This window comes from Variovorax beijingensis (assembly GCF_007828835.1).
Taxonomy (GTDB): Bacteria; Pseudomonadota; Gammaproteobacteria; order Burkholderiales; family Burkholderiaceae_C; genus Variovorax; species Variovorax beijingensis_A.
Window position 1 is genome coordinate 216500 of sequence record NZ_VIVL01000011.1, and the last position, 20797, is coordinate 237296.

22 protein-coding genes and 2 pseudogenes are annotated in these 20797 nt (G+C 66.6%); 18 read left to right on the plus strand and 6 right to left on the minus strand.

Annotated features, from left to right (window positions below):
* Window positions 1–13: 13 nt before the first annotated feature.
* The 3 genes from FB547_RS26920 to smpB form a co-directional block, all read right to left on the minus strand.
* Window positions 14–529: a sigma-70 family RNA polymerase sigma factor gene (locus FB547_RS26920; RefSeq protein WP_145746694.1), complete on the minus strand. Its 516-nt coding sequence runs from the start codon at window positions 527–529 to the stop codon at window positions 14–16.
* A 24-nt stretch (window positions 530–553) separates the two neighbouring features.
* Window positions 554–934, minus strand: coding sequence for a hypothetical protein (locus FB547_RS26925; RefSeq protein WP_145746695.1), 381 nt, complete (start codon window positions 932–934; stop codon window positions 554–556).
* Between the two features lie 97 nt (window positions 935–1031).
* Window positions 1032–1508 carry an SsrA-binding protein SmpB gene (smpB, locus tag FB547_RS26930; protein WP_012747861.1) on the minus strand — a complete coding sequence of 159 codons (477 nt, stop codon included), beginning with the start codon at window positions 1506–1508 and terminating at the stop codon, window positions 1032–1034.
* Window positions 1509–1570: 62 nt separating this feature from the next.
* On the opposite strand from smpB, the gene FB547_RS26935 reads away from it, so the two are divergent.
* A complete protein-coding gene (locus FB547_RS26935) occupies window positions 1571–2017 on the plus strand; it encodes a type II toxin-antitoxin system RatA family toxin (protein WP_145746696.1) in 447 nt (148 codons plus the stop codon).
* Window positions 2017–2352, plus strand: coding sequence for an RnfH family protein (locus tag FB547_RS26940; protein ID WP_145746697.1), 336 nt, complete (start codon window positions 2017–2019; stop codon window positions 2350–2352). Before FB547_RS26935 ends, FB547_RS26940 begins: the two co-directional genes overlap by 1 nt.
* Window positions 2353–2367: 15 nt before the next feature.
* On the opposite strand, the gene FB547_RS26945 is transcribed toward FB547_RS26940, so the two are convergent.
* Window positions 2368–2880, minus strand: coding sequence for a DUF4124 domain-containing protein (locus FB547_RS26945; protein ID WP_145746698.1), 513 nt, complete (start codon window positions 2878–2880; stop codon window positions 2368–2370).
* 179 nt (window positions 2881–3059) lie between these two features.
* Between FB547_RS26945 and guaB the strand changes: the two genes are divergently transcribed.
* The 8 genes and pseudogenes from guaB (at window position 3060) to FB547_RS26985 (ending at window position 10150) form a co-directional block, all read left to right on the plus strand.
* Entirely contained in the window at window positions 3060–4529 is a 1470-nt protein-coding gene (gene guaB / locus FB547_RS26950) for an IMP dehydrogenase (protein ID WP_012747865.1), read from the plus strand.
* Window positions 4530–4606: 77 nt separating this feature from the next.
* Window positions 4607–4855, plus strand: a complete 249-nt coding sequence (locus FB547_RS26955) for a type II toxin-antitoxin system Phd/YefM family antitoxin (RefSeq protein ID WP_145746699.1) — start codon at window positions 4607–4609, stop codon at window positions 4853–4855.
* Window positions 4856–4866: 11 nt separating this feature from the next.
* Window positions 4867–5286: a type II toxin-antitoxin system VapC family toxin gene (locus tag FB547_RS26960; RefSeq protein WP_145746730.1), complete on the plus strand. Its 420-nt coding sequence runs from the start codon at window positions 4867–4869 to the stop codon at window positions 5284–5286.
* Window positions 5287–5298: 12 nt separating this feature from the next.
* Window positions 5299–6918, plus strand: a complete 1620-nt coding sequence (gene guaA / locus FB547_RS26965; protein WP_145746700.1) for a glutamine-hydrolyzing GMP synthase — start codon at window positions 5299–5301, stop codon at window positions 6916–6918.
* Window positions 6919–7219: 301 nt separating this feature from the next.
* Window positions 7220–7873 (plus strand): annotated as a pseudogene (locus FB547_RS26970) (tyrosine-type recombinase/integrase); the annotation flags it as partial.
* 241 nt (window positions 7874–8114) lie between these two features.
* Window positions 8115–8936 (plus strand): type IV toxin-antitoxin system AbiEi family antitoxin domain-containing protein, encoded by an 822-nt coding sequence (locus FB547_RS26975; RefSeq protein ID WP_145746701.1) that lies wholly within the window; start codon window positions 8115–8117, stop codon window positions 8934–8936.
* Entirely contained in the window at window positions 8920–9867 is a 948-nt protein-coding gene (locus tag FB547_RS26980; protein ID WP_145746702.1) for a nucleotidyl transferase AbiEii/AbiGii toxin family protein, read from the plus strand. Before FB547_RS26975 ends, FB547_RS26980 begins: the two co-directional genes overlap by 17 nt.
* A gap of 34 nt (window positions 9868–9901) precedes the next feature.
* On the plus strand, window positions 9902–10150 hold the full coding sequence (locus FB547_RS26985; RefSeq protein ID WP_145746703.1) for a transcriptional regulator: 249 nt from the start codon (window positions 9902–9904) through the stop codon (window positions 10148–10150).
* Window positions 10151–10176: 26 nt separating this feature from the next.
* On the opposite strand, the pseudogene FB547_RS26990 reads toward FB547_RS26985, so the two are convergent.
* Window positions 10177–10488: pseudogene (locus FB547_RS26990) on the minus strand (helix-turn-helix transcriptional regulator); the annotation flags it as partial.
* An 18-nt stretch (window positions 10489–10506) separates the two neighbouring features.
* Window positions 10507–11433 carry a LysR family transcriptional regulator gene (locus FB547_RS26995; protein WP_186454255.1) on the minus strand — a complete coding sequence of 309 codons (927 nt, stop codon included), beginning with the start codon at window positions 11431–11433 and terminating at the stop codon, window positions 10507–10509.
* 131 nt (window positions 11434–11564) lie between these two features.
* Between FB547_RS26995 and FB547_RS27000 the strand changes: the two genes are divergently transcribed.
* From FB547_RS27000 to FB547_RS27035, 8 genes are read left to right on the plus strand one after another with little or no spacing between them, the layout of a single operon-like run.
* Entirely contained in the window at window positions 11565–12551 is a 987-nt protein-coding gene (locus tag FB547_RS27000) for a tripartite tricarboxylate transporter substrate binding protein (protein ID WP_145746705.1), read from the plus strand.
* Window positions 12552–12574: 23 nt separating this feature from the next.
* Window positions 12575–14671: an acetate--CoA ligase family protein gene (locus FB547_RS27005; RefSeq protein ID WP_145746706.1), complete on the plus strand. Its 2097-nt coding sequence runs from the start codon at window positions 12575–12577 to the stop codon at window positions 14669–14671.
* Window positions 14668–15831 carry an acyl-CoA dehydrogenase family protein gene (locus FB547_RS27010; protein WP_145746707.1) on the plus strand — a complete coding sequence of 388 codons (1164 nt, stop codon included), beginning with the start codon at window positions 14668–14670 and terminating at the stop codon, window positions 15829–15831. The genes FB547_RS27005 and FB547_RS27010 overlap by 4 nt, the downstream gene beginning before the upstream one ends.
* A gap of 14 nt (window positions 15832–15845) precedes the next feature.
* A complete protein-coding gene (locus FB547_RS27015) occupies window positions 15846–16715 on the plus strand; it encodes a MaoC/PaaZ C-terminal domain-containing protein (RefSeq protein WP_145746708.1) in 870 nt (289 codons plus the stop codon).
* 34 nt (window positions 16716–16749) lie between these two features.
* Window positions 16750–17499, plus strand: coding sequence for an SDR family NAD(P)-dependent oxidoreductase (locus FB547_RS27020; protein WP_145746709.1), 750 nt, complete (start codon window positions 16750–16752; stop codon window positions 17497–17499).
* A complete protein-coding gene (locus FB547_RS27025) occupies window positions 17492–18310 on the plus strand; it encodes an enoyl-CoA hydratase/isomerase family protein (protein WP_145746710.1) in 819 nt (272 codons plus the stop codon). Before FB547_RS27020 ends, FB547_RS27025 begins: the two co-directional genes overlap by 8 nt.
* A gap of 4 nt (window positions 18311–18314) precedes the next feature.
* Entirely contained in the window at window positions 18315–19511 is a 1197-nt protein-coding gene (locus FB547_RS27030; RefSeq protein WP_145746711.1) for an acetyl-CoA C-acetyltransferase, read from the plus strand.
* Window positions 19512–19527: 16 nt separating this feature from the next.
* Entirely contained in the window at window positions 19528–20793 is a 1266-nt protein-coding gene (locus tag FB547_RS27035) for a CoA transferase (protein WP_145746712.1), read from the plus strand.
* Window positions 20794–20797: the final 4 nt, after the last annotated feature.

Below are 20797 nucleotides of genomic sequence, written 5' to 3' on the forward strand. Positions count from 1 at the left end.
GAGGCGGCAAGTTTCACTTGAGGCGGCGCAGGCCGGGGCGATGCGGCGCCAAGGCGCCGTCCATCAGCTCATGCAGCCGGACGCGGGCGCGCGACAGGCGCGACATCACGGTGCCGGCGGGGATGCCGAGCACCTTGGCCACCTCGGCATAGGAAAGATCTTCGAGCGTGACGAGCAGCAGCACGGCGCGCTGCTCTTCGGGCAGCTGCATCAGGCAGCGCTGCAGGTCCAGGCCCATGCCGGGGTCGCGGCCTGGATCGCTGCCGCCGTGCAGTTCCTGCGCCGCATCCTCCAGCGGCACCACGCTGTGCGGCGGTGGCGTGCGCCGCAGCTGGCTCGCAAAGATGTTGTACATGACCGTGAACAGCCAGGCGCGCAGGTCGCTGCCCACCACCCAGAGCCGCCACTTGCTGCAGGCCCGCTCGAGCGTGTCCTGCACCAGGTCGTCGGCCGCCCAGGCGTTGCCCGTGAGCGCGCGCGCATAGCGGCGCAGGCTCGGGATCTGGTCGGCCAGCAGGCGGGCGTCCATGGGGAGCGGGAGCGCGCGCGGGGGTCAGGGCTTGGCGGTTTTCCAGGCGCCGCCGACGCCGTCGCCGGTCTTGTCGCCCGGCTTGGTGTCCTTGGACCAGTAGTAGAGCGGCCAGCCCTTGGCGGCCCATTGCTTCTTGCCGTCGTCGCGCGTGACGATGGTGAAGTCGCCGGCCGGCTTGTCGCTGTCGGTGGCCATGAAGGGCGGCCAGTTGGCTGCGCAGCCGCCATTGCAGGCCGACTTGCCGCTGCCGGCCGTGTCCTTGTCGAAGGTGTAGAGCGTCATGCCGCTGGGACCGACCAGCGCGCCGTCGGCCGCCTTGGGCTGGGCGAACGAAGGAAGCGCGAGCAGGCCGGAAAGCAGCACTACGGCAAGGCCGGCGGAGGAAAGGCGAAAAGGCGACATGGAAGACTCCTGGAGTTGGTGGCACCGACGATCCGATGACACCGCACAAACGCCTGCTGCCGGCGTTTTATTCCATGCCGCGCAAAATAAAAAATGACTAGCGGCTGCGGCTCTTCATCGCACGCTCGACCTCGCGCTTGCCTTCGCGGTCCTTGATGGTGTCGCGCTTGTCGTGTTCGGCCTTGCCCTTGGCTAGCGCGATCTCGCATTTGACCTTGCCCGCCTTCCAGTGCAGGTTGAGCGGCACCAGCGTGTAGCCCTTTTGTTCGACCTTGCCGACCAGGCGGCGGATCTCTTCCTTGTGCAGCAGCAACTTCTTGGTGCGGATGGAGTCAGGATTGACGTGGGTCGAGGCGCTCTTGAGCGGGTTGATCTGCAGGCCCACGACGAAGAGCTCGCCGTCGCGGATCACCACGTAGCCGTCGGTCAGCTGGACCTTGCCTTCGCGCAGGGACTTGACCTCCCAGCCTTCGAGCACGATGCCGGCCTCGAAGCGTTCTTCGAAGAAATAGTTGTACGCGGCCTTCTTGTTGTCGGCAATGCGGGAGGAGGTATCTTGTTTCTTGGTGGCCATGGCTCGGGAAGGTGGGGGCGCATGGCTTCAATACAATCCGTCGCGCACGCTGTCCCGATTCTATGAAAACCGTCAACAAGTCCGTCCTCATCTGGTACAGCGCCGAAGAGATGTACGCGCTCGTCACCGACGTGGAGAAATATCCGCAGTTCCTGCCCTGGTGCGACAAGTCCAGGGTCATCGAGGAAGACGAGGCCGGCATGACCGCCGAGGTGGGCCTGGCCTTTGCCGGCCTGCACCAGAGTTTCACCACCCGCAACACCCACGTGCCGGGGCGCGAGGTGCACCTCAAGCTGGTCGACGGGCCGTTCTCCAACCTCGACGGCATCTGGAAGTTCGTGCCTGTGGGCGAGCCCGGCGAGCGCGCCTGCCGCGTCGAGCTGCACATGAGCTACGGCTTCAGCAACTTTGCTTTGCAGGCGCTGGTGGGGCCGGTGTTCGACACCGTGGCCTCCAGCCTGGTCGAAGCCTTCGTCAAGCGCGCCGAGCAGGTCTACGGCGCTTCCTGATGATCGAAGTCACGCTCTGCTGCTCGCCCGCGCCGCGCGAGGTGTTCGAGCAGGTGCTGCGGCTCGCGCCCGAAGCCACCGTGGCCGATGCCGTGAAGGCCAGCGAGCTTGCGCAGCGCTTCCCGCAGCTGGATTGGCGCGAGGCCATGACGCCGGGAATCTGGGGCAGGGAAGTCGGCTGGGACCAGCCGCTCGCGGACGGCGACCGCGTCGAACTGTGCCGGCCTTTGGCGGTCGATCCGAAGGTGGCGCGCCGCGAGCGCTTCCAGCGCCAGGGCGCGCGCGGCACCGGTCTTTTTGCGAACCGCCGCAAGGGCGGCAAGGCCGGCTACTGAACCGGCGCGAGCCACTTACTTGCAGTCGCTTTCGATGATCGACTGAAGGCGCTTCTGCTCAGCGGCCCGGGCCGCGTCGTCCATGATTTCGCGCTCGCCCTTCGCGTTGATCTTGGCCACGCGGATGCCGCTGTCGAAAGTGGCCTTGCCCTGGCGCGCCCGATCGCAGTTGTCGGCCTTGGCCTTGGCGTTCTTTTCCGCTTCGGCGGCCTGCTTGGCCTTTTCCTCGGCCTGCGCCTTCTTCGTCTTTTCCTCGAGTTCCTTGTCGACGCCCGCGGGCTTGGGCGCGGCCGCGGTCTTGGGGGCCGCCGCGTCGGGCGCATCAGCCTCGGCAGCGGCCGGCGTCGAGCCGCCTCGAGGCGGTGGAGAACCCGCGCGGCGCAGGATGTTCTTTTCCGGCACGTCCGTCGGCGGCGGCTGGTCGCTGAAGACCTTCTTGCCGTTCTTGTCGATCCATTGCCATTGCGCGCTGGCCGACAGCGGCAGCAGGCAGACACATCCCAGTACGAGCCAATGCGCGAATTTCATGCGGTGAGTTTAGCGTTGCCTTACGTTTTGCAACACGGCAGGGACCGCCTTTCGCTGCCGCCAAGTGGGGAATTGGCTACGTTTCGCCGTCCGGCCGGGCACGCGGAGGCCGGTCGAAGCCCCCGCCAGGGCGGGTAAGTACCGACGGTCGCTACAATCCGTCTTTTGGAGCTTCACCCATGCGCCTTCTCGGCAAAGCGCTCACCTTCGACGACGTGTTGTTGGTGCCAGCGTTCTCCCAGGTCCTGCCCAAGGACACCTCCCTCGCCACCCGTTTCTCCCGCAACATCACGCTGAATCTGCCGCTGGTCTCCGCCGCGATGGATACCGTGACTGAAGCACGCCTCGCGATCGCCATCGCGCAGGAAGGCGGCATCGGCATCGTGCACAAGAACTTCACCGCCGCCGAGCAGGCCGCGCAGGTGGCCAAGGTGAAGCGCTACGAATCGGGCGTGCTGCGCGATCCCGTGGTGATCACGCCCACGCACACCGTGCTGCAGGTCATGCAACTGTCGGACGAACTCGGCATCTCGGGCTTCCCGGTGCTCGACGGCGGCAAGGTGGTGGGCATCGTGACCGGGCGCGACCTGCGCTTCGAGAACCGCTACGACGTGCCGGTGAGCGAGATCATGACGCCGCGCGACAAGCTCATCACCGTGCCCGACGGCACCACGCTGGCCGAGGCCAAGGCGCTGCTCAACAAGCACAAGCTCGAACGCCTGCTCGTCATCAACAGCGCGTGGGAGCTCAAGGGGCTGATCACCGTCAAGGACATCACCAAGCAGACCAGCTTTCCCAACGCCGCGCGCGACCCCTCGGGCCGCCTGCGCGTGGGTGCGGCGGTCGGCGTGGGCGCGGGCACCGAGGAGCGCGTCGAGGCGCTGGTGAAGGCCGGCGTCGACGCCATCGTGGTCGACACCGCGCACGGCCACAGCGCCGGCGTGATCGAGCGCGTGCGCTGGGTCAAGAAGAACTATCCGCAGGTCGACGTGATCGGCGGCAACATCGCCACCGGCGATGCGGCCCGCGCACTGGCCGATGCCGGCGCCGACGCGGTCAAGGTCGGCATCGGCCCCGGATCGATCTGCACCACGCGCATCGTGGCCGGTGTCGGCGTGCCGCAGATCATGGCGGTCGACAGCGTCGCTACCGCGCTGCAGGGCACTGGCATCCCGCTGATCGCCGACGGCGGCATCCGCTATTCGGGCGACATCGCCAAGGCCATTGCCGCGGGCGCCAGCACCGTGATGATGGGCGGCATGTTCGCGGGCACCGAAGAGGCGCCCGGCGAGATCGTGCTGTTCCAGGGCCGCAGCTACAAGAGCTACCGCGGCATGGGCTCCATCGGCGCCATGCAGCAGGGCAGCGCCGACCGCTACTTCCAGGAGTCGACCACCGGCAATCCCAACGCCGACAAGCTGGTGCCCGAAGGCATCGAAGGCCGCGTGCCCTACAAGGGCTCGATGGTCTCGATCGTCTACCAGATGTCGGGCGGCTTGCGCGCGAGCATGGGCTACTGCGGCTGCGCCACCATCGAAGAGATGAAGAACAAGGCCGAGTTCGTCGAAATCACCACGGCCGGCATCCGCGAAAGCCACGTGCACGACGTGCAGATCACCAAGGAAGCGCCGAACTACCGCGCTGAATAAGTCCAATCTGGCCTGACTTTCCACGTCTGGCCAGATTGGCATTAGAATTCAGGCCAGATTTAAATTTTCTGGCCCAAATGCAATCCATCGGCATCGCTGAAGCCAAGAACAACTTCTCGGCCCTGATCGACCTGGTCGAGAAGGGCGAGGAGGTTCGCATCACCCGCCACGGCAAGGAGGTGGTGCGCATGCTGCCGGTGCGGCGCAAGCCGGTCATCACCGACGAGCAGATCGAGCGCGAACTCGGCCAGATCGACGCGTTGCACGCCACCATCCAGCCAGGCCGCCCCATGCGTGCACTGCTCGACGAAGGGCGCCAATCGTGACAGCCTTCGTCATGGACGCCTCCGTCACCGCCGCCTGGCTCTTGCCTGACCGGGCCAGCGAACACACCCGCAAGCTCTACGCCGCCATCCGCCGCGACGAGGTCGAGCCGCAGGCGCCCAATGCCTGGCAATGGGAGTGCGCCAACATCCTCGCCAACGGCATGCGCAGCGGCCGCATTCCGACGTCGGCAGTCGAAGGGCTGTGGAGCGTGCTCGACGCCATCCGCCATCGCGTCGAGCTGCACGAGCTCGCACCCGCGCAGCACAAGGCCGTGCTCGCGGTGGCCATCGATGCCGGCGTGTCGCAGTACGACGCGGGCTACCTCTGGCTCGCCAAGTCGCTCAATCTCCCGCTCGCCACCTTCGACGAGCAACTCATCCAGGCAGCGCCCAAGGCGGGCGTGAAGCTGTTCGACATTTCAACGCTCTGAGTCCCAACGTCCATGCAACACGACAAGATCCTCATCCTCGATTTCGGCTCGCAAGTCACGCAGCTCATCGCGCGCCGCGTGCGCGAGGCGCATGTGCTCAGCGAGGTGCACCCCTGCGACGTCACCGACGAATGGGTGCGCGAATACGCGGCCGACGGGCACCTGAAGGGCGTGATCCTTTCGGGCAGCCACGCGAGCGTGTACGAAGAAACCACCGACAAAGCCCCGCAGGCCGTGTTCGACCTGGGCGTGCCGGTGCTCGGCATCTGCTACGGCATGCAGACCATGGCGCACCAGCTCGGCGGCAAGGTCGAGGGCGGCCACAAGCGCGAGTTCGGCTTTGCGTCCGTGCGTGCGCATGGCCACACCGCGCTCTTGAAGGACATCGCCGACTTCACCACGCCGGAAGGCCACGGCATGCTCAACGTGTGGATGAGCCATGGCGACAAGGTCACCGAGCTGCCGCCGGGCTTCAAGCTCATGGCCAGCACCGACAGCTGCCCCATCGCCGGCATGGCCGACGAGGTGCGCCGCTACTACGCGCTGCAGTTCCACCCCGAAGTCACGCACACGCAGCAGGGCAAGGCGATCCTCGAGCGCTTCGTGCTCGGCATCTGCGAGGCCAAGCCCGACTGGGTCATGCGCGACCACATCGCCGAAGCCGTGGCAAAGATCCGCGAGCAGGTGGGCGATGAGGAAGTCATCCTCGGCCTCTCGGGCGGCGTCGATTCGAGCGTGGCGGCCGCGCTGATCCATCGCGCCATCGGCGACCAGCTCACCTGCGTGTTCGTCGACCACGGCCTCTTGCGCCTGAACGAGGGCGACATGGTCATGGAAATGTTCGCGGGCAAGCTGCATGCGAAGGTGATCCGCGTCGATGCGAGCGAGCTGTTCCTCGGCAAGCTGGCGGGCGTGAGCGACCCCGAAGCCAAGCGCAAGATCATCGGCGGCGAATTCGTCACCGTGTTCAAGCAGGAGGCCGCCAAGCTCAAGGCGGGCGATGGCGGCCACAAGGGCGCGACCTTCCTGGCGCAGGGCACGATCTACCCGGACGTCATTGAATCGGGCGGCGCCAAGAGCAAGAAGGCCGTCACCATCAAGAGCCACCACAACGTGGGCGGCCTGCCCGAGCAGCTGGGCCTCAAGCTGCTCGAACCGCTGCGCGACCTGTTCAAGGACGAAGTGCGCGAACTCGGCGTGGCCCTCGGCCTGCCGCCCGAGATGGTGTACCGCCATCCGTTCCCCGGCCCGGGCCTGGGCGTGCGCATCCTCGGCGAAGTGAAGAAGGAATACGCCGACCTGCTGCGCCGCGCCGATGCGATCTTCATCGAGGAGCTGCGCAACTTCAAGGACGACGCCACCGGCAGGAGCTGGTACGACCTCACGAGCCAGGCTTTTACCGTGTTCCTGCCCGTGAAGAGCGTGGGCGTGATGGGCGACGGCCGCACCTACGACTACGTGGTCGCGCTGCGCGCCGTGCAGACCAGCGACTTCATGACGGCCGACTGGGCGGAGCTGCCGTATGCGCTGCTCAAGAAGGTGTCGGGGCGGATCATCAATGAAGTGCGCGGGATCAATCGCGTGACCTACGACGTGTCGAGCAAGCCGCCGGCGACGATCGAGTGGGAGTGAAGTCAGGTCCTTCGGGGACTATCGCCTAGTATCGAAAAACTGCCGTAACGTGTTGATTTAAAAGGAAATACGTCACGGCATCTATCGGTGGCTATCGCCGGCCAGCAAAACGGGTTGACGGTAGAACGGACGGTAAGAACCGGAGGTCGGATTAAGACCCTCCCGTTTACTATTGAGACCAAACCGGTCTTTGACGGTAAATGTCTCCTCGGGAAAGCTTGTTTTATGCGGCTTTCCGGGCATCGACGGGTCTCCTAACCCCTGACGGTAAAAGCCGTCACGAAACAGGAGAAAAACCTCGATGCTTACCGACACAGCACTGCGCAACCTGAAGCCTAAGTCGTTGACTTATAAGGCTTCTGACCGGGATGGGATGTACGTGACGGTATCGACCGCCGGTACCGTCACCTTCCGCTACGATTACCGTCTCAACGGGCGACGTGAGACCCTGACCATCGGCCGCTATGGCGCTGGTGGCATCTCGCTGGCGCTGGCCCGCGAAAAGCTGCTCGACGCCAAGAAGGCCGTCGCTGCTGGCCGTTCCCCGGCGCTGGAAAAGCAGCGCGAGAAGCGCCGGCTGACCGCGGCCAAGAACTTCGGCGACATGGCCGTCAAGTGGCTGGCGGACGCCCGGATGGCCGACAGCACGCGTGCGATGCGCAAGCACGTCGTCGATCGAGACATCCTGCCGGCGTTCCAGAATCGGCTGCTCAATGAAATCACCGCTGATGACCTGCGGGCTTTGTGCGGCAAGGTGAAGGCACGCGGAGCGCCTGCCACGGCGGTGCATGTCCGCGACATCGTGAAGCAGGTCTATGCCTTCGCCATCCTGCACGGCGAGAAGGTGGACAACCCGGCCAGTGACGTGGCGGCCGCCTCGATCGCGACCTTCGTGCCGAAAGACAGGGCGCTTTCGCCGGTGGAGATCCGGCTGGCGTTTCATCAGTTGGAGTCCAGATGCCTGGCTTGACGGGCGAACCCATGTGCCGACGTTGCAGCCGGAGAACGTCCCGGTGCCAGTGCTCAGCGCGGCATTGTGAGGCGGGGGCTGCATGATGACTGCATCGGCACTCGCGGCCACTGGGCAGCGGTCGGTTTGCTTTTATCGGAAAAAAATCACTCAAGGTGACTCTTTTCCGTTCCTGTCAAACCACTCGGCTTTGACGGTGGTTTATGAATCTGATATTTTGAGCACCATGGATGCTCAAAATTCAGGAAAACTGAACCAGCTGCTGGCCGAACTGGGCGACACGCGCCTGGTGTCCAGCCGCTGGCTGCGGGCGCATGGCTATTCCAACAGCCTGGTCGCGCGCTATGTCGCCAGCGGTTGGCTGGTGTCGCCCGCGCGGGGTGTCTACCTGCGCAAGGGAGGGCGATTGCAGTGGGAGGGCATGGTCCGGAGCCTGCAGCTCGGGGAGGGCTCGTCGCTGCACGTCGGAGGGCGTTTTGCGCTGACCCTGCAGGGACACGAGCACTACCTGCGCCTGGGCGATGCCGGGACGGTGACCCTCTACGGGCCGAACCGACCGCCGGGCTGGGTGGACAAGCTGTCCATGGCGCAGCGCTTCGAATACCTGGGCAAGGGGCCGCTCGATCTGCCTGCCGTCTCGTTCACGGACGACATGTCCGAGGCGGCACTGTCGGCGCAGGGGCTGGCCTGGTACCGGGCCGGGCCCAGCACCGACCCCCTGGTGTGCTCCTCGCCCGAGCGGGCGATGCTGGAGCTGTGCGATGGCGTGTCGGATGCCGCAGGGGTCTACGAGGCCGATGCGCTGATGCAGGCCATGACCACGCTGCGGCCGCAGCGGGTCGGCCTGCTATTGCGGCATTGCCGCAGCATCAAGGCCACGCGGCTGTTCCTGGCCCTGGCTGATCGCCATCGGCATGCATGGCTGGCGCATGTGTCGCTCGAAGGCGTTGACCTGGGCCGAGGCAAGCGCGCGCTGGTGCCCGGTGGGCGTCTGCATCCGACCTACCAGATCACCTTGCCAGGAGACCTCGATGAGCACCTGGCTTGACCATTGGGACCGGCGCTATACCGACCGCGTACGACTGCTGGTCGAGATCCTGCCGGTGCTTGCGCAGGAGCCGCGCTTCGCGCTCAAAGGCGGCACGGCTATCAACCTCTTCGAGCATGACCTTCCGCGTTTGTCGGTGGACATCGATCTGGCCTGGCTGCCGGTGCATGACTATGCCGAGGATGCGGCGCTGATCGCAGAAGCGCTCGCGCGATTGGCCGATGCGATGCGCGCCCGTCCGTTGCAGTTGCAGGTCCAGACCTCGGCGGGCGAGGGCGCAGGGACGGTCACGCGGCTCGTGGTCAGCCGCGGCCGTGCGCGCGTGCAGATCGAAACGACGCCCGTCATGCGCGGCACGGTGTATCCGGTGCGCAGCATGGTGGTGCGCCCGCGGGTGGAGGAGGTGTTCGGCTTCGCTGAGGTGCAGGTGTTGGACTTCGCCGACCTCTACGCCGGCAAGCTGGCTGCGGCGCTGTCTCGGCAGCATCCACGCGACCTCTTCGATGTCGGCCTGCTGTTGCAGGACGAGCGTGCGGATGAAGCACTCTGGCGCACCTTCCTCGTGTACCTGACGTGCAGTCCCAAGCCGGCCTGGGAGGTGCTGGCGCCGCGCGTGCCTGCGGCTTTCGAGGCCACCTTCGAGGCCCATTTCAAGGGCATGACGACCGAGCCCATCGAGGTCGGGGCCTTACTGGAGAGCCGCGAGCGCCTGTTGGCGCGCGTGGCTGCGTGGCTGGATGAGCCGTCGCGCGCCTTCCTGCAATCCATCGAGGATGAGCAGCCGGATTTCAGCTTGATCGGGCTTGCCCATGCGGCAGATCTGCCCGGCGTTCGGCGCAAGCTGCACAACCTGGCGCAGCGCACGGCGGCCAAGCGTGAGGCAGATCGGGGTCAGTTGATGGATGCACTGGCGCGCATCACGGCGCGCTGATGCGGCGAGAAGACAAGCAGATGGAGCGATGGTGATGGTTCACGATTTCACATTGGTCTGTGCGCTGAATCTTGAGCTGGATTCGCAGGATGAGGTCATGCGCCGGCTCGCAGGCAGTGACTGTGCCGATGCCACGGTGGGCTGGGGGCGGCCTGGGCATGTTGCTCTGGCGTTCAGCCGGGAGGCGATGGATTGCAATGCGGCGGTGGCTCTGGCTGTCGCTCAGATGGCGCAGGTCCTGCCGGGAGCATTGCTGGTCAGGACAGAGGCAGGGTCGCCTTGATGTTCACCGAATTGAGTTGAGAACGCTCACCTGACGGGTCGGTACAGGCGTTGCCTGACGTCCGGGCCGACAGGTGTAGTGGACTTCGCTGCGTGCGAGGCTTGCTTGCGTTCTTCGATCCATGCTTCGACTTCTTCCAGATCCCAGACGACGCAGCGGGGCGTGAGCCGGAAGCGCCTCGGGAACTCGCCGCGCTGCTCCATCTCGTAGACCGTCGTCTCGGCCAGGGGGACGATCTGGTGCAGCTCGTGCCGGCGAATGGTGCGACGAAAGAGCAGGGGAAACCTGGCAGGAAACTGCGGCAGGTTGTCATAGCCATCCGTACCCGGATGCGGTGCGCATTGCCTCGGCTGAGTTCATTGCCGTTTTAGAACCTCTCGCTTTGGCACTGTTTGAGCTTGTTCTTCGGATACTTCGAGAAAGCGGTGCAATACGGGGTTCTCGTTGCGGCTGTGGTAAGCCAAGGCGATACCTATGCGGGTATCCGCAGGGAGGTCCGCGATCGGGCGGAACACTGCGCCCGACGAGCGTTGATAGGGCGTGTTGGCTGCGGGGACCATTGCTATGCCTAGCCCACTGGCGACGAGCCCAAGTGCGGTCTGCACCTGTACTGCCTCCTGGGTGATGCGAGGTGCCACGCCAGCGCGCTGCAACACTTGGCTAACGGCAGTATGCAATCCGCCCACGGGTGACGGCGCATAGCCAATGAATGGCAGCCCTTCGAGTTCGGCGAGGGGAATGGCGGACCGCTTGGTGAGAGCATGGCCACGAGGCAGAGCGAGGCACAAGCGATCTTCCTCGACTAGCTGAAATCGCAACTCGGGAGGACGGTTGACCGGGATGCGGACAAAACCCAAGTCCAGTGTCCCCGTCTCGACCATCGACAGCAACTCGAGGTTGGTGCCTTCCCGCAGTTCCAGCCGCACCTTTGGATATTGCGGACTGAACGCTTGCACCAGCGTGGGCAGCAGCCGCACCGTGACGGAGCCGCTCACGCCGATATGCAGTGTGCCCGACTCGCCAGCAGTGGCCAGGCGCGCGGCTTCCTTGATCCCCTGGGCCGACTCAAGGCAGCGGCGTGCGGCCTTGAGCACAGCGTCCCCGGCGGCCGTGAGCCGTACGCCCCGGGACCCGCGGATGAAGAGCTTCGCGTCGATCTCTTCTTCGAGCTTGCGGATGGCGACGGACAGCGCGGGCTGCGCGATGAACAGGCGCAGTGCGGCAGCGCTGAAGCTGCGTTCCTCGGCCAGCACGACGAACTGGCGCAGTTGTCTGAGTTCCATTCTATATACAGGATTTATAGGAAAGTTCATCCAAAGTATTGGATTGAATATACCTAAGTTCTTACGATTGATGTTCCAGACAGGGTTCCGCCGGGCTCGCGGCGCACCGATACATCAATAGGAGACAAAGCATGAACACATCCGCGCGTCGCGCGTTCGTCATCGCCTTTTTGGGCCTGCTGGCTGCTTCGGCTACGCCCACGACCGCGGTGGCGCAAGCCGCCTATCCCTCCAAAACCGTCAAGATCGTCGTGCCCTACCCACCGGGTGGCACCAACGACAGCGTGGCCCGCGTGCTCGCGCAGCGCCTGGCCGACCGCCTCGGCCAGCCCTTCATCGTCGAGAACAAGGCCGGCGCCTCAGGCAACCTCGGCGCCGAGTTCGTGGCGCGCGCGCCGGCCGACGGCTACACATTGATCCTCGTGACCATGGGGCACACGATCCACCCGTCGCTGTACAGGAACCTGCGCTACGACATCCGCACCGATCTCGCGCCCATCACCTCGTTGACCACTGGGCCCGCACTGCTGATGGTGAACCCCAACATGGGGGTCAACAGCCTGAAAGATCTAATCGCACTTGCCAAGTCCAAGCCGGGTGCGCTGAACTTCTCGTCGGCCGGCAACGGCTCCTCCACTCACTTGGCCACCGAATACCTGAGTGAACGGGCTGGCATCAAGATGACCCACATCCCGTTCAATGGCAGCGCCCCGGCCATGATGGATGTGATCGCGGGCAACTCGCAGGTGGTGATGGACATGATGTTCTCCGCCACGCCGCAGGTGAAGGGCGGCAAGCTCAAGGCCATCGCGCAGACCGGCGCCAAACGCTCTCCCGCCATGCCCGATGTGCCCACGGTCGCCGAGGCGGGCCTGCCGGGCTTCGATGTCTCGGTCTGGAACGGCCTGATGGCGCCCGCCGGCACGCCCAAGGAGGTGATTGCCAAGCTCAATGCCGAGATCAAGCGAGAGTTGGACAGCCCCGAATTCAAGGAGCGCCTGGCCGCCCAGGGCTACGAGCCGGCCTGGTCCACGCCGGAACAGTTCGACAAGCTCATCGCCTCCGACATCGAACGCTGGGCCAAGGTGGTCAAGACCTCTGGCGCCAAGGCCGAGTAACGCATTTCGCACTGCCATCAGACATGACCCAGAACCACTCGCTCGGCCGCCTGCTCCATCCTCGTTCCGTCGCCGTCGTCGGCGCCTCCGACGATGCACTGCGCATCGGCGGCCGGCCCATCGCCTACATGCAGTCGCAGGGCTACCAGGGCCGGCTGCTGCCGGTGAACCCGAACCGGCCGCAGATCCAGGGCCTGCCTGCCTACGCCAGCGTGGCCGCATTGCCCGAAACGCCCGACGTCGCCATCGTCGCCGTGGCCGCCAAGCTCGCACCGCAGGTGGTAGCCGACTTGGGCGCGCGCGGCACGGCCGCCGCCGTCGTGTTCTCGGCCGGCTTTGCCGAAATGGGCGAGGAGGGGGCGCAACTGCAGCAGCAGATGCTGGACGCGGCGCGCGCCAGCGGCATCCGGCTGCTGGGCCCGAACTCGCTGGGCGTGCTCAACCCGCGCATCGGCTTCTACGGCAGCTTCACCTCGATGGTGGAGATGGGCTTTCCGAAGGCGGGCCGCGTTGGCATCGCAAGCCAGTCGGGCGCGTATGGCAGCCATATCCTGGGGCTGGCGCGCGAGTTCGGCATTGGCGTGTCATCGTGCGTGATGAGCGGCAACGAGTGTGACATCAGCTTGGGCGAACTCGTCCACGCTTTTGTGGAAGACGAGAACACCGACGTCATCACCGTGTATTCCGAGGGCATCCGCAACGGTGACCGCCTGCTGGCCGCGCTCGAAGCCGCGCGCCGTGCAAAGAAGCCCGTGGTGATGATGAAGGTGGGCACCAGCGCCGTGGGCAGCGCGGCGGCGCAGTCGCACACCGCCTCCATCGCCGGCAACGACGCGGTCACCGATGCGGTGCTGGCCGAATTCGGCGTGGTGCGTGCGCGCTCCACCGAGCACATGCTCGACGTGGCGCGCCTGGCCACGCGGCGCATCTACCCCGCGAACAACACCCTGGGCGTGATCACGGTGAGCGGCGGCGCGGGCGTGATCGTCTCCGATGCGGCCGAACTGGCCGGCCTGCCGATGCCCGAGATGCCTGCCGCGGCGCAAAAGCACCTGAAGGAACTGATCCCCTTCGCCGCGCCGCGCAACCCGGTGGACTGCACCGCGCAGTTCATGAACGACCTGAGCATCGCCGGCCGTTTCACCGAGGCCGTGGTGGAAGAGGGCGGCTACCAGTCCATCCTCGGCTTCTTCACCTACACCGTGGGGGCCGACTCCATCGCCGAAGGCCTGCGCGCGCAGCTCAAGGCCGTGCGTGACAAGCACCCGGACCGGCTGTTCGTGCTGTCCATCCTGGCCTCGAAGGAACGGGTGCAGCAGTACGAGGCCGACGGCTTCACCGTCTTCGAAGACCCGGCGCGCGCGGTGGCGGCGATCGAGGCCATGGGCCGCTTCGGCCAAGCGTTCGCGCGCCAGGCCGGATTGCCGCCGCCGTCCGTGCCGCGAGCCACACTGCCGGCTAGGACGCCGAGCGAGGCGGAAGCCAAGCGCGTCCTGGCCGAAGCAGGCATCGCCGTCGCACCCGAGCGCGCCTGTGCCACGGCCGATGCAGCAGTAGCGGCCGCGGAGGCGCTGGGCTTTCCGGTGGTGATGAAGATCCTCTCGCCTGACATCCTGCACAAGTCCGAGATCGGCGGCGTGCTGCTGAACGTGGCCAGCGTCGGCGCGGTGCGAGATGGTTTTGCCACGCTGATCGAGCGCGCGAAGCAGGCCGCACCCGAAGCGCGCATCGAAGGCGTGCTAGTCGCCAGACAGCTCTCCGGCGGCGTCGAGTGCATCCTGGGAATCCAGCGCGACCCGGTGTTCGGCCCGGTGGCCATGTTCGGCCTGGGCGGCATCTTCGTCGAGGTGATGAAGGACGTGGTGCTGCGCCGCTGCCCCTTTGGCGAGGACGTGGCCGAGCAGATGATCCGCTCCATCCAGGGCGCACCGCTGCTGCTGGGCGCACGCGGCAAGCCGCCGGTGGACGTTAAGGCGCTCGCGGCGATGCTCGCGCGCCTGTCGGTGTTCGCGCACCAGGCCGGGCTGCGCCTGCAGTCCATCGACCTGAACCCGGTGTTCGCGCTGCCCGAAGGACAGGGCGCGTTCGCGGCCGATGCCGTGATAGAGGTGGCGCCGTGATCCGCGATGCCGCCACGCTGGAAGCGCTGCTCGACGGCATCCGCCGCTTCGTGCGCGAGGTGCTGGTGCCCGCGGAACGAGAGGTGGACGAGACCGACGAGATCCCGCCGCACATCGTGCAGGGCATGAAGGACCTGGGCCTGTGCGGCATGACCATCCCTGAGGCCTACGGCGGCCTGGGCTTGACGACCGAAGAAGAAGTGCTGGCCGCCATCGCGCTGTGCCAGACCTCACCGGCCTTCCGCTCGCTGATCGGCACCACCATCGGCATTGGCTCGCAGGGCATCCTGATGGACGGCACCGAGGCGCAGAAGCGCGAGTTCCTGCCACGGCTGGCCAGCGGCGAGATCCTCGCCTCGTTCGCGCTGACCGAGCCCGAAGCGGGATCAGACGCGGCCTCGCTGCGAACGACGGCGCGCCAGGACGGCGACCACTACGTGATCGACGGCACCAAGCGCTACATCACCAATGCGCCCTATGCCGGCATCTTCACCGTGATGGCGCGCACCGATGCCAGCATCAAGGGCGCGGGCGGCATCAGCGCCTTCATCGTCGATGCGGGCACGCCCGGCATCAGCTTCGGCAAGCGTGACCGCAAGATGGGCCAGAAGGGCTCACACACCTGCGACGTGATCTTCGACAGTGTGCGCGTGCCGGCCAGCCGCATCATCGGCGGCGCCGGTAACACGGGCAACGGTTTCAGGACGGCGATGAAGGTGCTCGACAAGGGCCGAATCCACATCGCCGCCGTCTGCGTGGGTGTGGCCGAGCGCATGCTGGCAGACGCGCTGCGCTACGCCATGGAGCGCAGGCAGTTTGGCCAGCTGATCGCCGAGTTCCAACTCGTGCAGGCCATGCTGGCCGACAGCAAGACCGAGCTGTACGCCGCGCGCAGCATGCTGCTCGACACCGCGCGCCGGCGCGACGAGGGCCATCACGTCGCCACCGAGGCCGCCTGCTGCAAGCTGTTTGCGTCGGAGATGTGCGGCCGCGTGGCCGATCGCGCCGTGCAGATCTTCGGCGGCGCGGGCTATGTGGCCGACAGCGGCATCGAGCGCTTCTACCGCGACGTGCGGCTGTTCCGCATCTTCGAGGGCACGAGCCAGATCCAGCAGGTCGTCATTGCGCGCAACATGGTGCGTGCAGCAGCGCTGGGCTGATCGGGGACCGCGGCATGCCACTCGATCCCCACCATTTGCTGAACCGCGTCTTCGCCCCGGTGGAGCAGACCTACGCCGCGCACGACAGCATGCTGTACGCGCTGGGCTGCGGCCTAGGCAGCGACCCTCTGGACGCGGGGCAACTGCGCTATGTCTACGAACGCACCCCCGGTGGCCTGCAGGCGCTGCCCACGCTGGCCAACGTGCTGGGCTACAGCGGCTTCTGGGCCGACCAGCCCGATACCGGCATCACCTGGCGCAGGCTGGTGCATGCCGAGCAGGCGATTGAACTGCACAGCCCGATGGCGCCAGAGGGCTGCGTGGTCGGCACCAACCGCGTGGTCGCGCTGCACGACAAGGGGGCGGATAAAGGCGCGCTGATGCTGCAGGAGCGGCGCGTGGTCGATGCCGCTTCGGGTGCACTGCTGGCCACCGTCACGCAGACCACCCTGCTGCGCGCCGATGGTGGCTTTGGCGGGTCGCACGGCACGCCGCTGGCGTCGCCGCACGCCATCCCCGACCGCGCCCCCGACCATGTCTGCGACCTGCCCACGCTGCTCCAGGCCGCGCTGCTCTACCGCCTGAACGGCGACTTCAACCCGCTGCATGCCGACCCGGCCGTGGCACAGGCCGCAGGCCTTGCGCGACCCATTCTCCATGGGCTGGCGACCATGGGCGTGGCGCTGCATGCCGTCCTCAAGACCGTTCTGGACTACGACGCCGCGGCGGTGCGCGGCATGCGGGTGCGCTTCACCGCGCCCGTGCTGCCCGGCGAAACGCTGCGCACCGAGCTGTGGCGAGACGGCCGTGTGGTGTCGCTGCGCAGCACGGTGCTGGAGCGCGGAGCGGTCGTTCTCAACGCGGGCCGCGTCGATCTGGCCTGAACCCAGTCACACCGAACACTGAAGGAGTTTTCCCATGGATCTGCAGATCAACGGCAAGGTCGCCATTGTCACGGGCTCCGCCCGGGGCCTGGGCGCCGCCACCGCGCGCCGTCTGGCCGAAGAGGGTGCGAAAGTCATCGTCACCGACATCCTGGAGGAACAGGCCGAGGCCACCGCTACCGCGCTGCGCGTCGATGGCCTGCAGGCTCAATGCATCATCGCCGACATCACCAAAGGGGCCGAGGTGCAGCGGCTGGTCGATGAAACGGTGGCGCGTTTCGGCGGTGTCCACATCCTGGTCAACAACGCCGGCTTCCCGCGCGACAAGTACCTGGTGAAGATGAGCGAGGAGGATTGGGACCTGGTGATGGAGGTGATGCTCAAGGGCGCCTTCCTGGCCACCAAGGCCGTGATGCCGAAGTTCATCGAACAGGGCTGGGGTCGGGTCATCAACATCAGCTCGCGCGCCCACTTCGGCAACGCTACCCAAGCCAACTACTCCGCCGCCAAGGCTGGCCTGATCGGCATGGCCAAGGCGCTGGCCATCGAGGAAGGCCGCTACGGCGTCACCGTGAACTGCGTGGCCCCTGGCTTCATGGAAACCGAGATGGTGCAGGCGCTGGCCACCTATGAAACCATCAAGGAGCGCGCCGTCGCCGCGCAACCCATCAAGCGCGTGGGCAAGCCCGAAGACATCGCCGATGCCGTGACCTTCCTGGCCTCGGAGCGCGCGAGCTTCATCACGGGCGAGGTGCTCCATGTCACCGGCGGCCGCTATGGCTGAAACCGTCGAGGGGCCGGTGCGCTGTCGCGTGCAGGACGACGGCGTGGCCGTGCTCACGCTGGACAACCCGCCGCTCAATGTCGTGTTCCGCGGCCTCACCGAAGCTTTGGGCGGTGCGCTCGATACGCTCGAACAGGATGCTGATGTGCGCGCCGTGGTCGTGACAGGCGCCGGCACGCGCGCTTTCTGCGCGGGCTCGGACATCGCCGAATTCCAGCCGCTCATGCAGCCCGGCCGCATCGGGCCCGAGAAGCTGGAATTGCAGCACCAGGTCTTTGCCCGGCTCGACGACTTTCACAAGCCCACCGTGGCCGCCGTCAACGGCCTGGCCTTTGGTGGCGGACTGGAGATCGCTGTCTGCTGCGACCTCATCGTGGCCGACGAGACGGCCCGCTTCGCGCTACCCGAAATCAAGCTCGGCGTCTTTCCCGGCAGCGGCGGTCCGGTGCGGGTCACGCGCCGCGTGGGTGAAGGGCGGGCCAAGGAACTGATGTTCCTGGGCGAGCCGATCGACGCCACAACGGCCCAGGCCTGGGGTCTCGTCAACCGCGTGGTGCCGAAGGGCACGGCACTCGAAATCGCCCTGGCCATTGCCGCCACGCTGGCGCAGCGACCGCCACTGGCGCTGGCGCTGTGCAAGCAGGCCATCGATCTGACCTTCGACCTGGCGGAAGACGCGGCCATCGCTGCCGCGCTGCCGCTCTCGGAGCGCGTCTTCACCTCGGCCGAATCGAAAGAGGGCGTGCGCGCCTTCCTGGCCAAGGAAGCGCCGAATTTCCCCAACGCATTCCATCCAAATTCAAAGGACTGACGCCATGAAGCGCGCTGCCATCGTCTCCCCACTTCGTACCCCCATCGGCGCTTTCGGCGGCAGCCTGCGCAGCGTGCCTGTCGAAGAACTCGGGGCTATCGTCGCCCGTGCCGTCGTTGAACGTACCGGGCTGGACCCGTCCCGCATCGAGGACGTGGTCTTCGCCCATTCGTATGCCAACGGTGAAGTGCCGTGCACCGGCCGTTGGGTGGCGCTGCAGGCGGGCTTTCCCATCGAGGTCGCGGGCATGCAGTTGGACCGCCGCTGCGGCAGCGGCCTGCAGGCCATCGCCACCGCCGCGATGATGGTGCAGACCGGCGCCGCCGACGTGGTGATGGCCGGCGGCGTCGAGAGCATGAGCAACGTCGAGTACTACACCACCGACATGCGCTGGGGCAAGCGCGCGGGTACGGTGAAGTTTCACGACCGGCTGGAGCGGGGGCGTGAACGCTCGCAGCCCGAGTCGCGCTTCGGCCGCATCAGCGGAATGATCGAGACCGCCGAGAACCTGGCGCGCGACTATGGCATCAGCCGCGAGGAGGCCGATGCCTTCGCGCTGCGCAGTCACCAGCGCGCGGCGGCGGCCTGGGCGTCAGGCAAGTTCGCCGAGGAGGTGGTGCCGGTCAGCGTGCCGCAGAAAAAGGGCGATGCGGTAGTCGTGGACGGCGACGAAGGCATCCGCGCCGACCTGACGCTCGAACAGCTCGCCAAGCTCAAGCCCCTGATGAAAGACGGCACCGTCACCGCCGGCAACGCCTGCCAGCAGAACGACGCGGCGGCGGCCTGCCTGATCGTGGCCGAGGACAAGCTGGCCGAACTGGGCCTCGAACCGATCGGCTACCTGCACAGCTGGGCGGCGGCGGGCTGCGAGCCATCGCACATGGGCATCGGCCCGGTGCCGGCGGTCAAGAAGCTGTTCGCCCGCAACGGCCTGGGCTTCGACGACATGGGGCTGGTCGAACTCAACGAGGCCTTTGCCTGCCAGGCGCTGGCCTGCGCCAAGGGCTGGGGTTGGAACGACCCGGAGCGCTTCAACGTCAACGGCTCGGGCATCTCGCTGGGCCACCCGGTGGGCGCCACCGGCGTGCGCATCATGACTTCACTGCTTCGCGAGATGCAGCGGCGCGGCGCGCGCTACGGGCTGGAGACCATGTGCATCGGCGGCGGGCAGGGCATCGCAGCGGTGTTCGAGCGCGCCTGAAGCCGGAGTGCCGCGCATGACCTACCCTTTTCTCAATCGCCTGCGAGTGATCGAGAGCTCGGCTTTCATTGCCGCGCCGCTCGCCGGCCTGACGCTGGCGCAGCACGGCGCCGACGTGATCCGCGTGGACATGATCGGCGGCGGTATCGACTACGGCCGCATGCCTCGCATGCCGCACCCGGAGGGCAGGGGCCGCAGCCTCTACTGGACCGCGCTCAACAAGGGCAAGCGCTCCATTGCCATCGATCTGCGCAAGTCCCAGGGCCGCGAACTGATCCAGGCCCTGGCCACCGCGCCCGGCCCCGAGGCTGGTGTGCTGCTCACCAACATCGGCACGCCGTGGCTCGCGCACGGGGTGCTGGCCGCGCGACGCGCCGATGTCATCAGCTGCACCATCCAGGGCAACGGCGACGGCAGCACGGCAGTGGACTACACCGTCAACTGCGCCACCGGTTACCCGCTGGTGACGGGCGGCGGCTCGATGGCGAGGCCTGTCAATCATGTGCTGCCAGCCTGGGATATCGCCTGCGCCTACCAGGCCGCCTTCGCCGTCGTTGCCGCGGTGGACCGGCGTCGCCGCATGGGGGAGGGGGCTGAACTCAAGCTGGCACTGTCCGATACAGCATTCACGATGCTCTCGCACCTGGGCGTGCTGGCCGAGGCCGAGCTGCTGCGGCAGGAGCGGCCCTCGATCGGCAATCATCTCTACGGCGCGTTTGGCCGCGACTTCGGGACCGCCGACGGGCAGCGTCTGATGGTGGTAGCCATCTCCGCAGGCCAATGGAAATGCCTGGTCAATGCCTGTGGCATCGCAGAGGGGGTGAAGGCCATCGAGCAGCGCACCGGCCTCGATCTGTCGGACGAGGCGCAGCGCTTCGAGGCGCGCGACGCCATCGCCGAGCTGGTCGAGCCCTGGTTCGCCGCGCGCACGCGCGAGCAGGCCGAACGCGAGCTCGATGCGCACAAGGCCACCTGGGGCGGCTACGGCACCGTCGGTGAACTGCTGGCCAGTGACTCGCGCGTGAGCGTCGCGACCAACCCGGTGTTCGAGCGCATCGACACGCCCGGCATCGGCCAGCACATCGCCGCCGGCGCGGCGGTGCGCGCACCGGGCCTGGCGCGCGAGCCCACTGCCCCGGCCGCGCTGCTGGGCACGCACACCGACGAGGTGCTGCACGAGGTGCTGGGCCTGGATGGCGTGGCCATCGGCCGCTTGCACGACGCCGGTGTCGTGGCCGGTCCCGAGTGCGATCCGACGTCCGACTCGTCCGGGGCAGCTTGATTTT

Excerpts from the sequence above, each read along its gene's own strand:
- FB547_RS26920 (WP_145746694.1), bottom strand. The coding sequence starts at position 529 with ATGGACGCCCGCCTGCTGGCCGACCAGATCCCGAGCCTGCGCCGCTAT.
- FB547_RS26925 (WP_145746695.1), bottom strand. The coding sequence starts at position 934 with ATGTCGCCTTTTCGCCTTTCCTCCGCCGGCCTTGCCGTAGTGCTGCTT.
- smpB (WP_012747861.1), bottom strand. The coding sequence starts at position 1,508 with ATGGCCACCAAGAAACAAGATACCTCCTCCCGCATTGCCGACAACAAG.
- FB547_RS26935 (WP_145746696.1), top strand. The coding sequence starts at position 1,571 with ATGAAAACCGTCAACAAGTCCGTCCTCATCTGGTACAGCGCCGAAGAG.
- FB547_RS26940 (WP_145746697.1), top strand. The coding sequence starts at position 2,017 with ATGATCGAAGTCACGCTCTGCTGCTCGCCCGCGCCGCGCGAGGTGTTC.
- FB547_RS26945 (WP_145746698.1), bottom strand. The coding sequence starts at position 2,880 with ATGAAATTCGCGCATTGGCTCGTACTGGGATGTGTCTGCCTGCTGCCG.
- guaB (WP_012747865.1), top strand. The coding sequence starts at position 3,060 with ATGCGCCTTCTCGGCAAAGCGCTCACCTTCGACGACGTGTTGTTGGTG.
- FB547_RS26955 (WP_145746699.1), top strand. The coding sequence starts at position 4,607 with ATGCAATCCATCGGCATCGCTGAAGCCAAGAACAACTTCTCGGCCCTG.
- FB547_RS26960 (WP_145746730.1), top strand. The coding sequence starts at position 4,867 with ATGGACGCCTCCGTCACCGCCGCCTGGCTCTTGCCTGACCGGGCCAGC.
- guaA (WP_145746700.1), top strand. The coding sequence starts at position 5,299 with ATGCAACACGACAAGATCCTCATCCTCGATTTCGGCTCGCAAGTCACG.
- FB547_RS26975 (WP_145746701.1), top strand. The coding sequence starts at position 8,115 with ATGGATGCTCAAAATTCAGGAAAACTGAACCAGCTGCTGGCCGAACTG.
- FB547_RS26980 (WP_145746702.1), top strand. The coding sequence starts at position 8,920 with ATGAGCACCTGGCTTGACCATTGGGACCGGCGCTATACCGACCGCGTA.
- FB547_RS26985 (WP_145746703.1), top strand. The coding sequence starts at position 9,902 with ATGGTTCACGATTTCACATTGGTCTGTGCGCTGAATCTTGAGCTGGAT.
- FB547_RS26995 (WP_186454255.1), bottom strand. The coding sequence starts at position 11,433 with ATGGAACTCAGACAACTGCGCCAGTTCGTCGTGCTGGCCGAGGAACGC.
- FB547_RS27000 (WP_145746705.1), top strand. The coding sequence starts at position 11,565 with ATGAACACATCCGCGCGTCGCGCGTTCGTCATCGCCTTTTTGGGCCTG.
- FB547_RS27005 (WP_145746706.1), top strand. The coding sequence starts at position 12,575 with ATGACCCAGAACCACTCGCTCGGCCGCCTGCTCCATCCTCGTTCCGTC.
- FB547_RS27015 (WP_145746708.1), top strand. The coding sequence starts at position 15,846 with ATGCCACTCGATCCCCACCATTTGCTGAACCGCGTCTTCGCCCCGGTG.
- FB547_RS27020 (WP_145746709.1), top strand. The coding sequence starts at position 16,750 with ATGGATCTGCAGATCAACGGCAAGGTCGCCATTGTCACGGGCTCCGCC.
- FB547_RS27025 (WP_145746710.1), top strand. The coding sequence starts at position 17,492 with ATGGCTGAAACCGTCGAGGGGCCGGTGCGCTGTCGCGTGCAGGACGAC.
- FB547_RS27030 (WP_145746711.1), top strand. The coding sequence starts at position 18,315 with ATGAAGCGCGCTGCCATCGTCTCCCCACTTCGTACCCCCATCGGCGCT.
- FB547_RS27035 (WP_145746712.1), top strand. The coding sequence starts at position 19,528 with ATGACCTACCCTTTTCTCAATCGCCTGCGAGTGATCGAGAGCTCGGCT.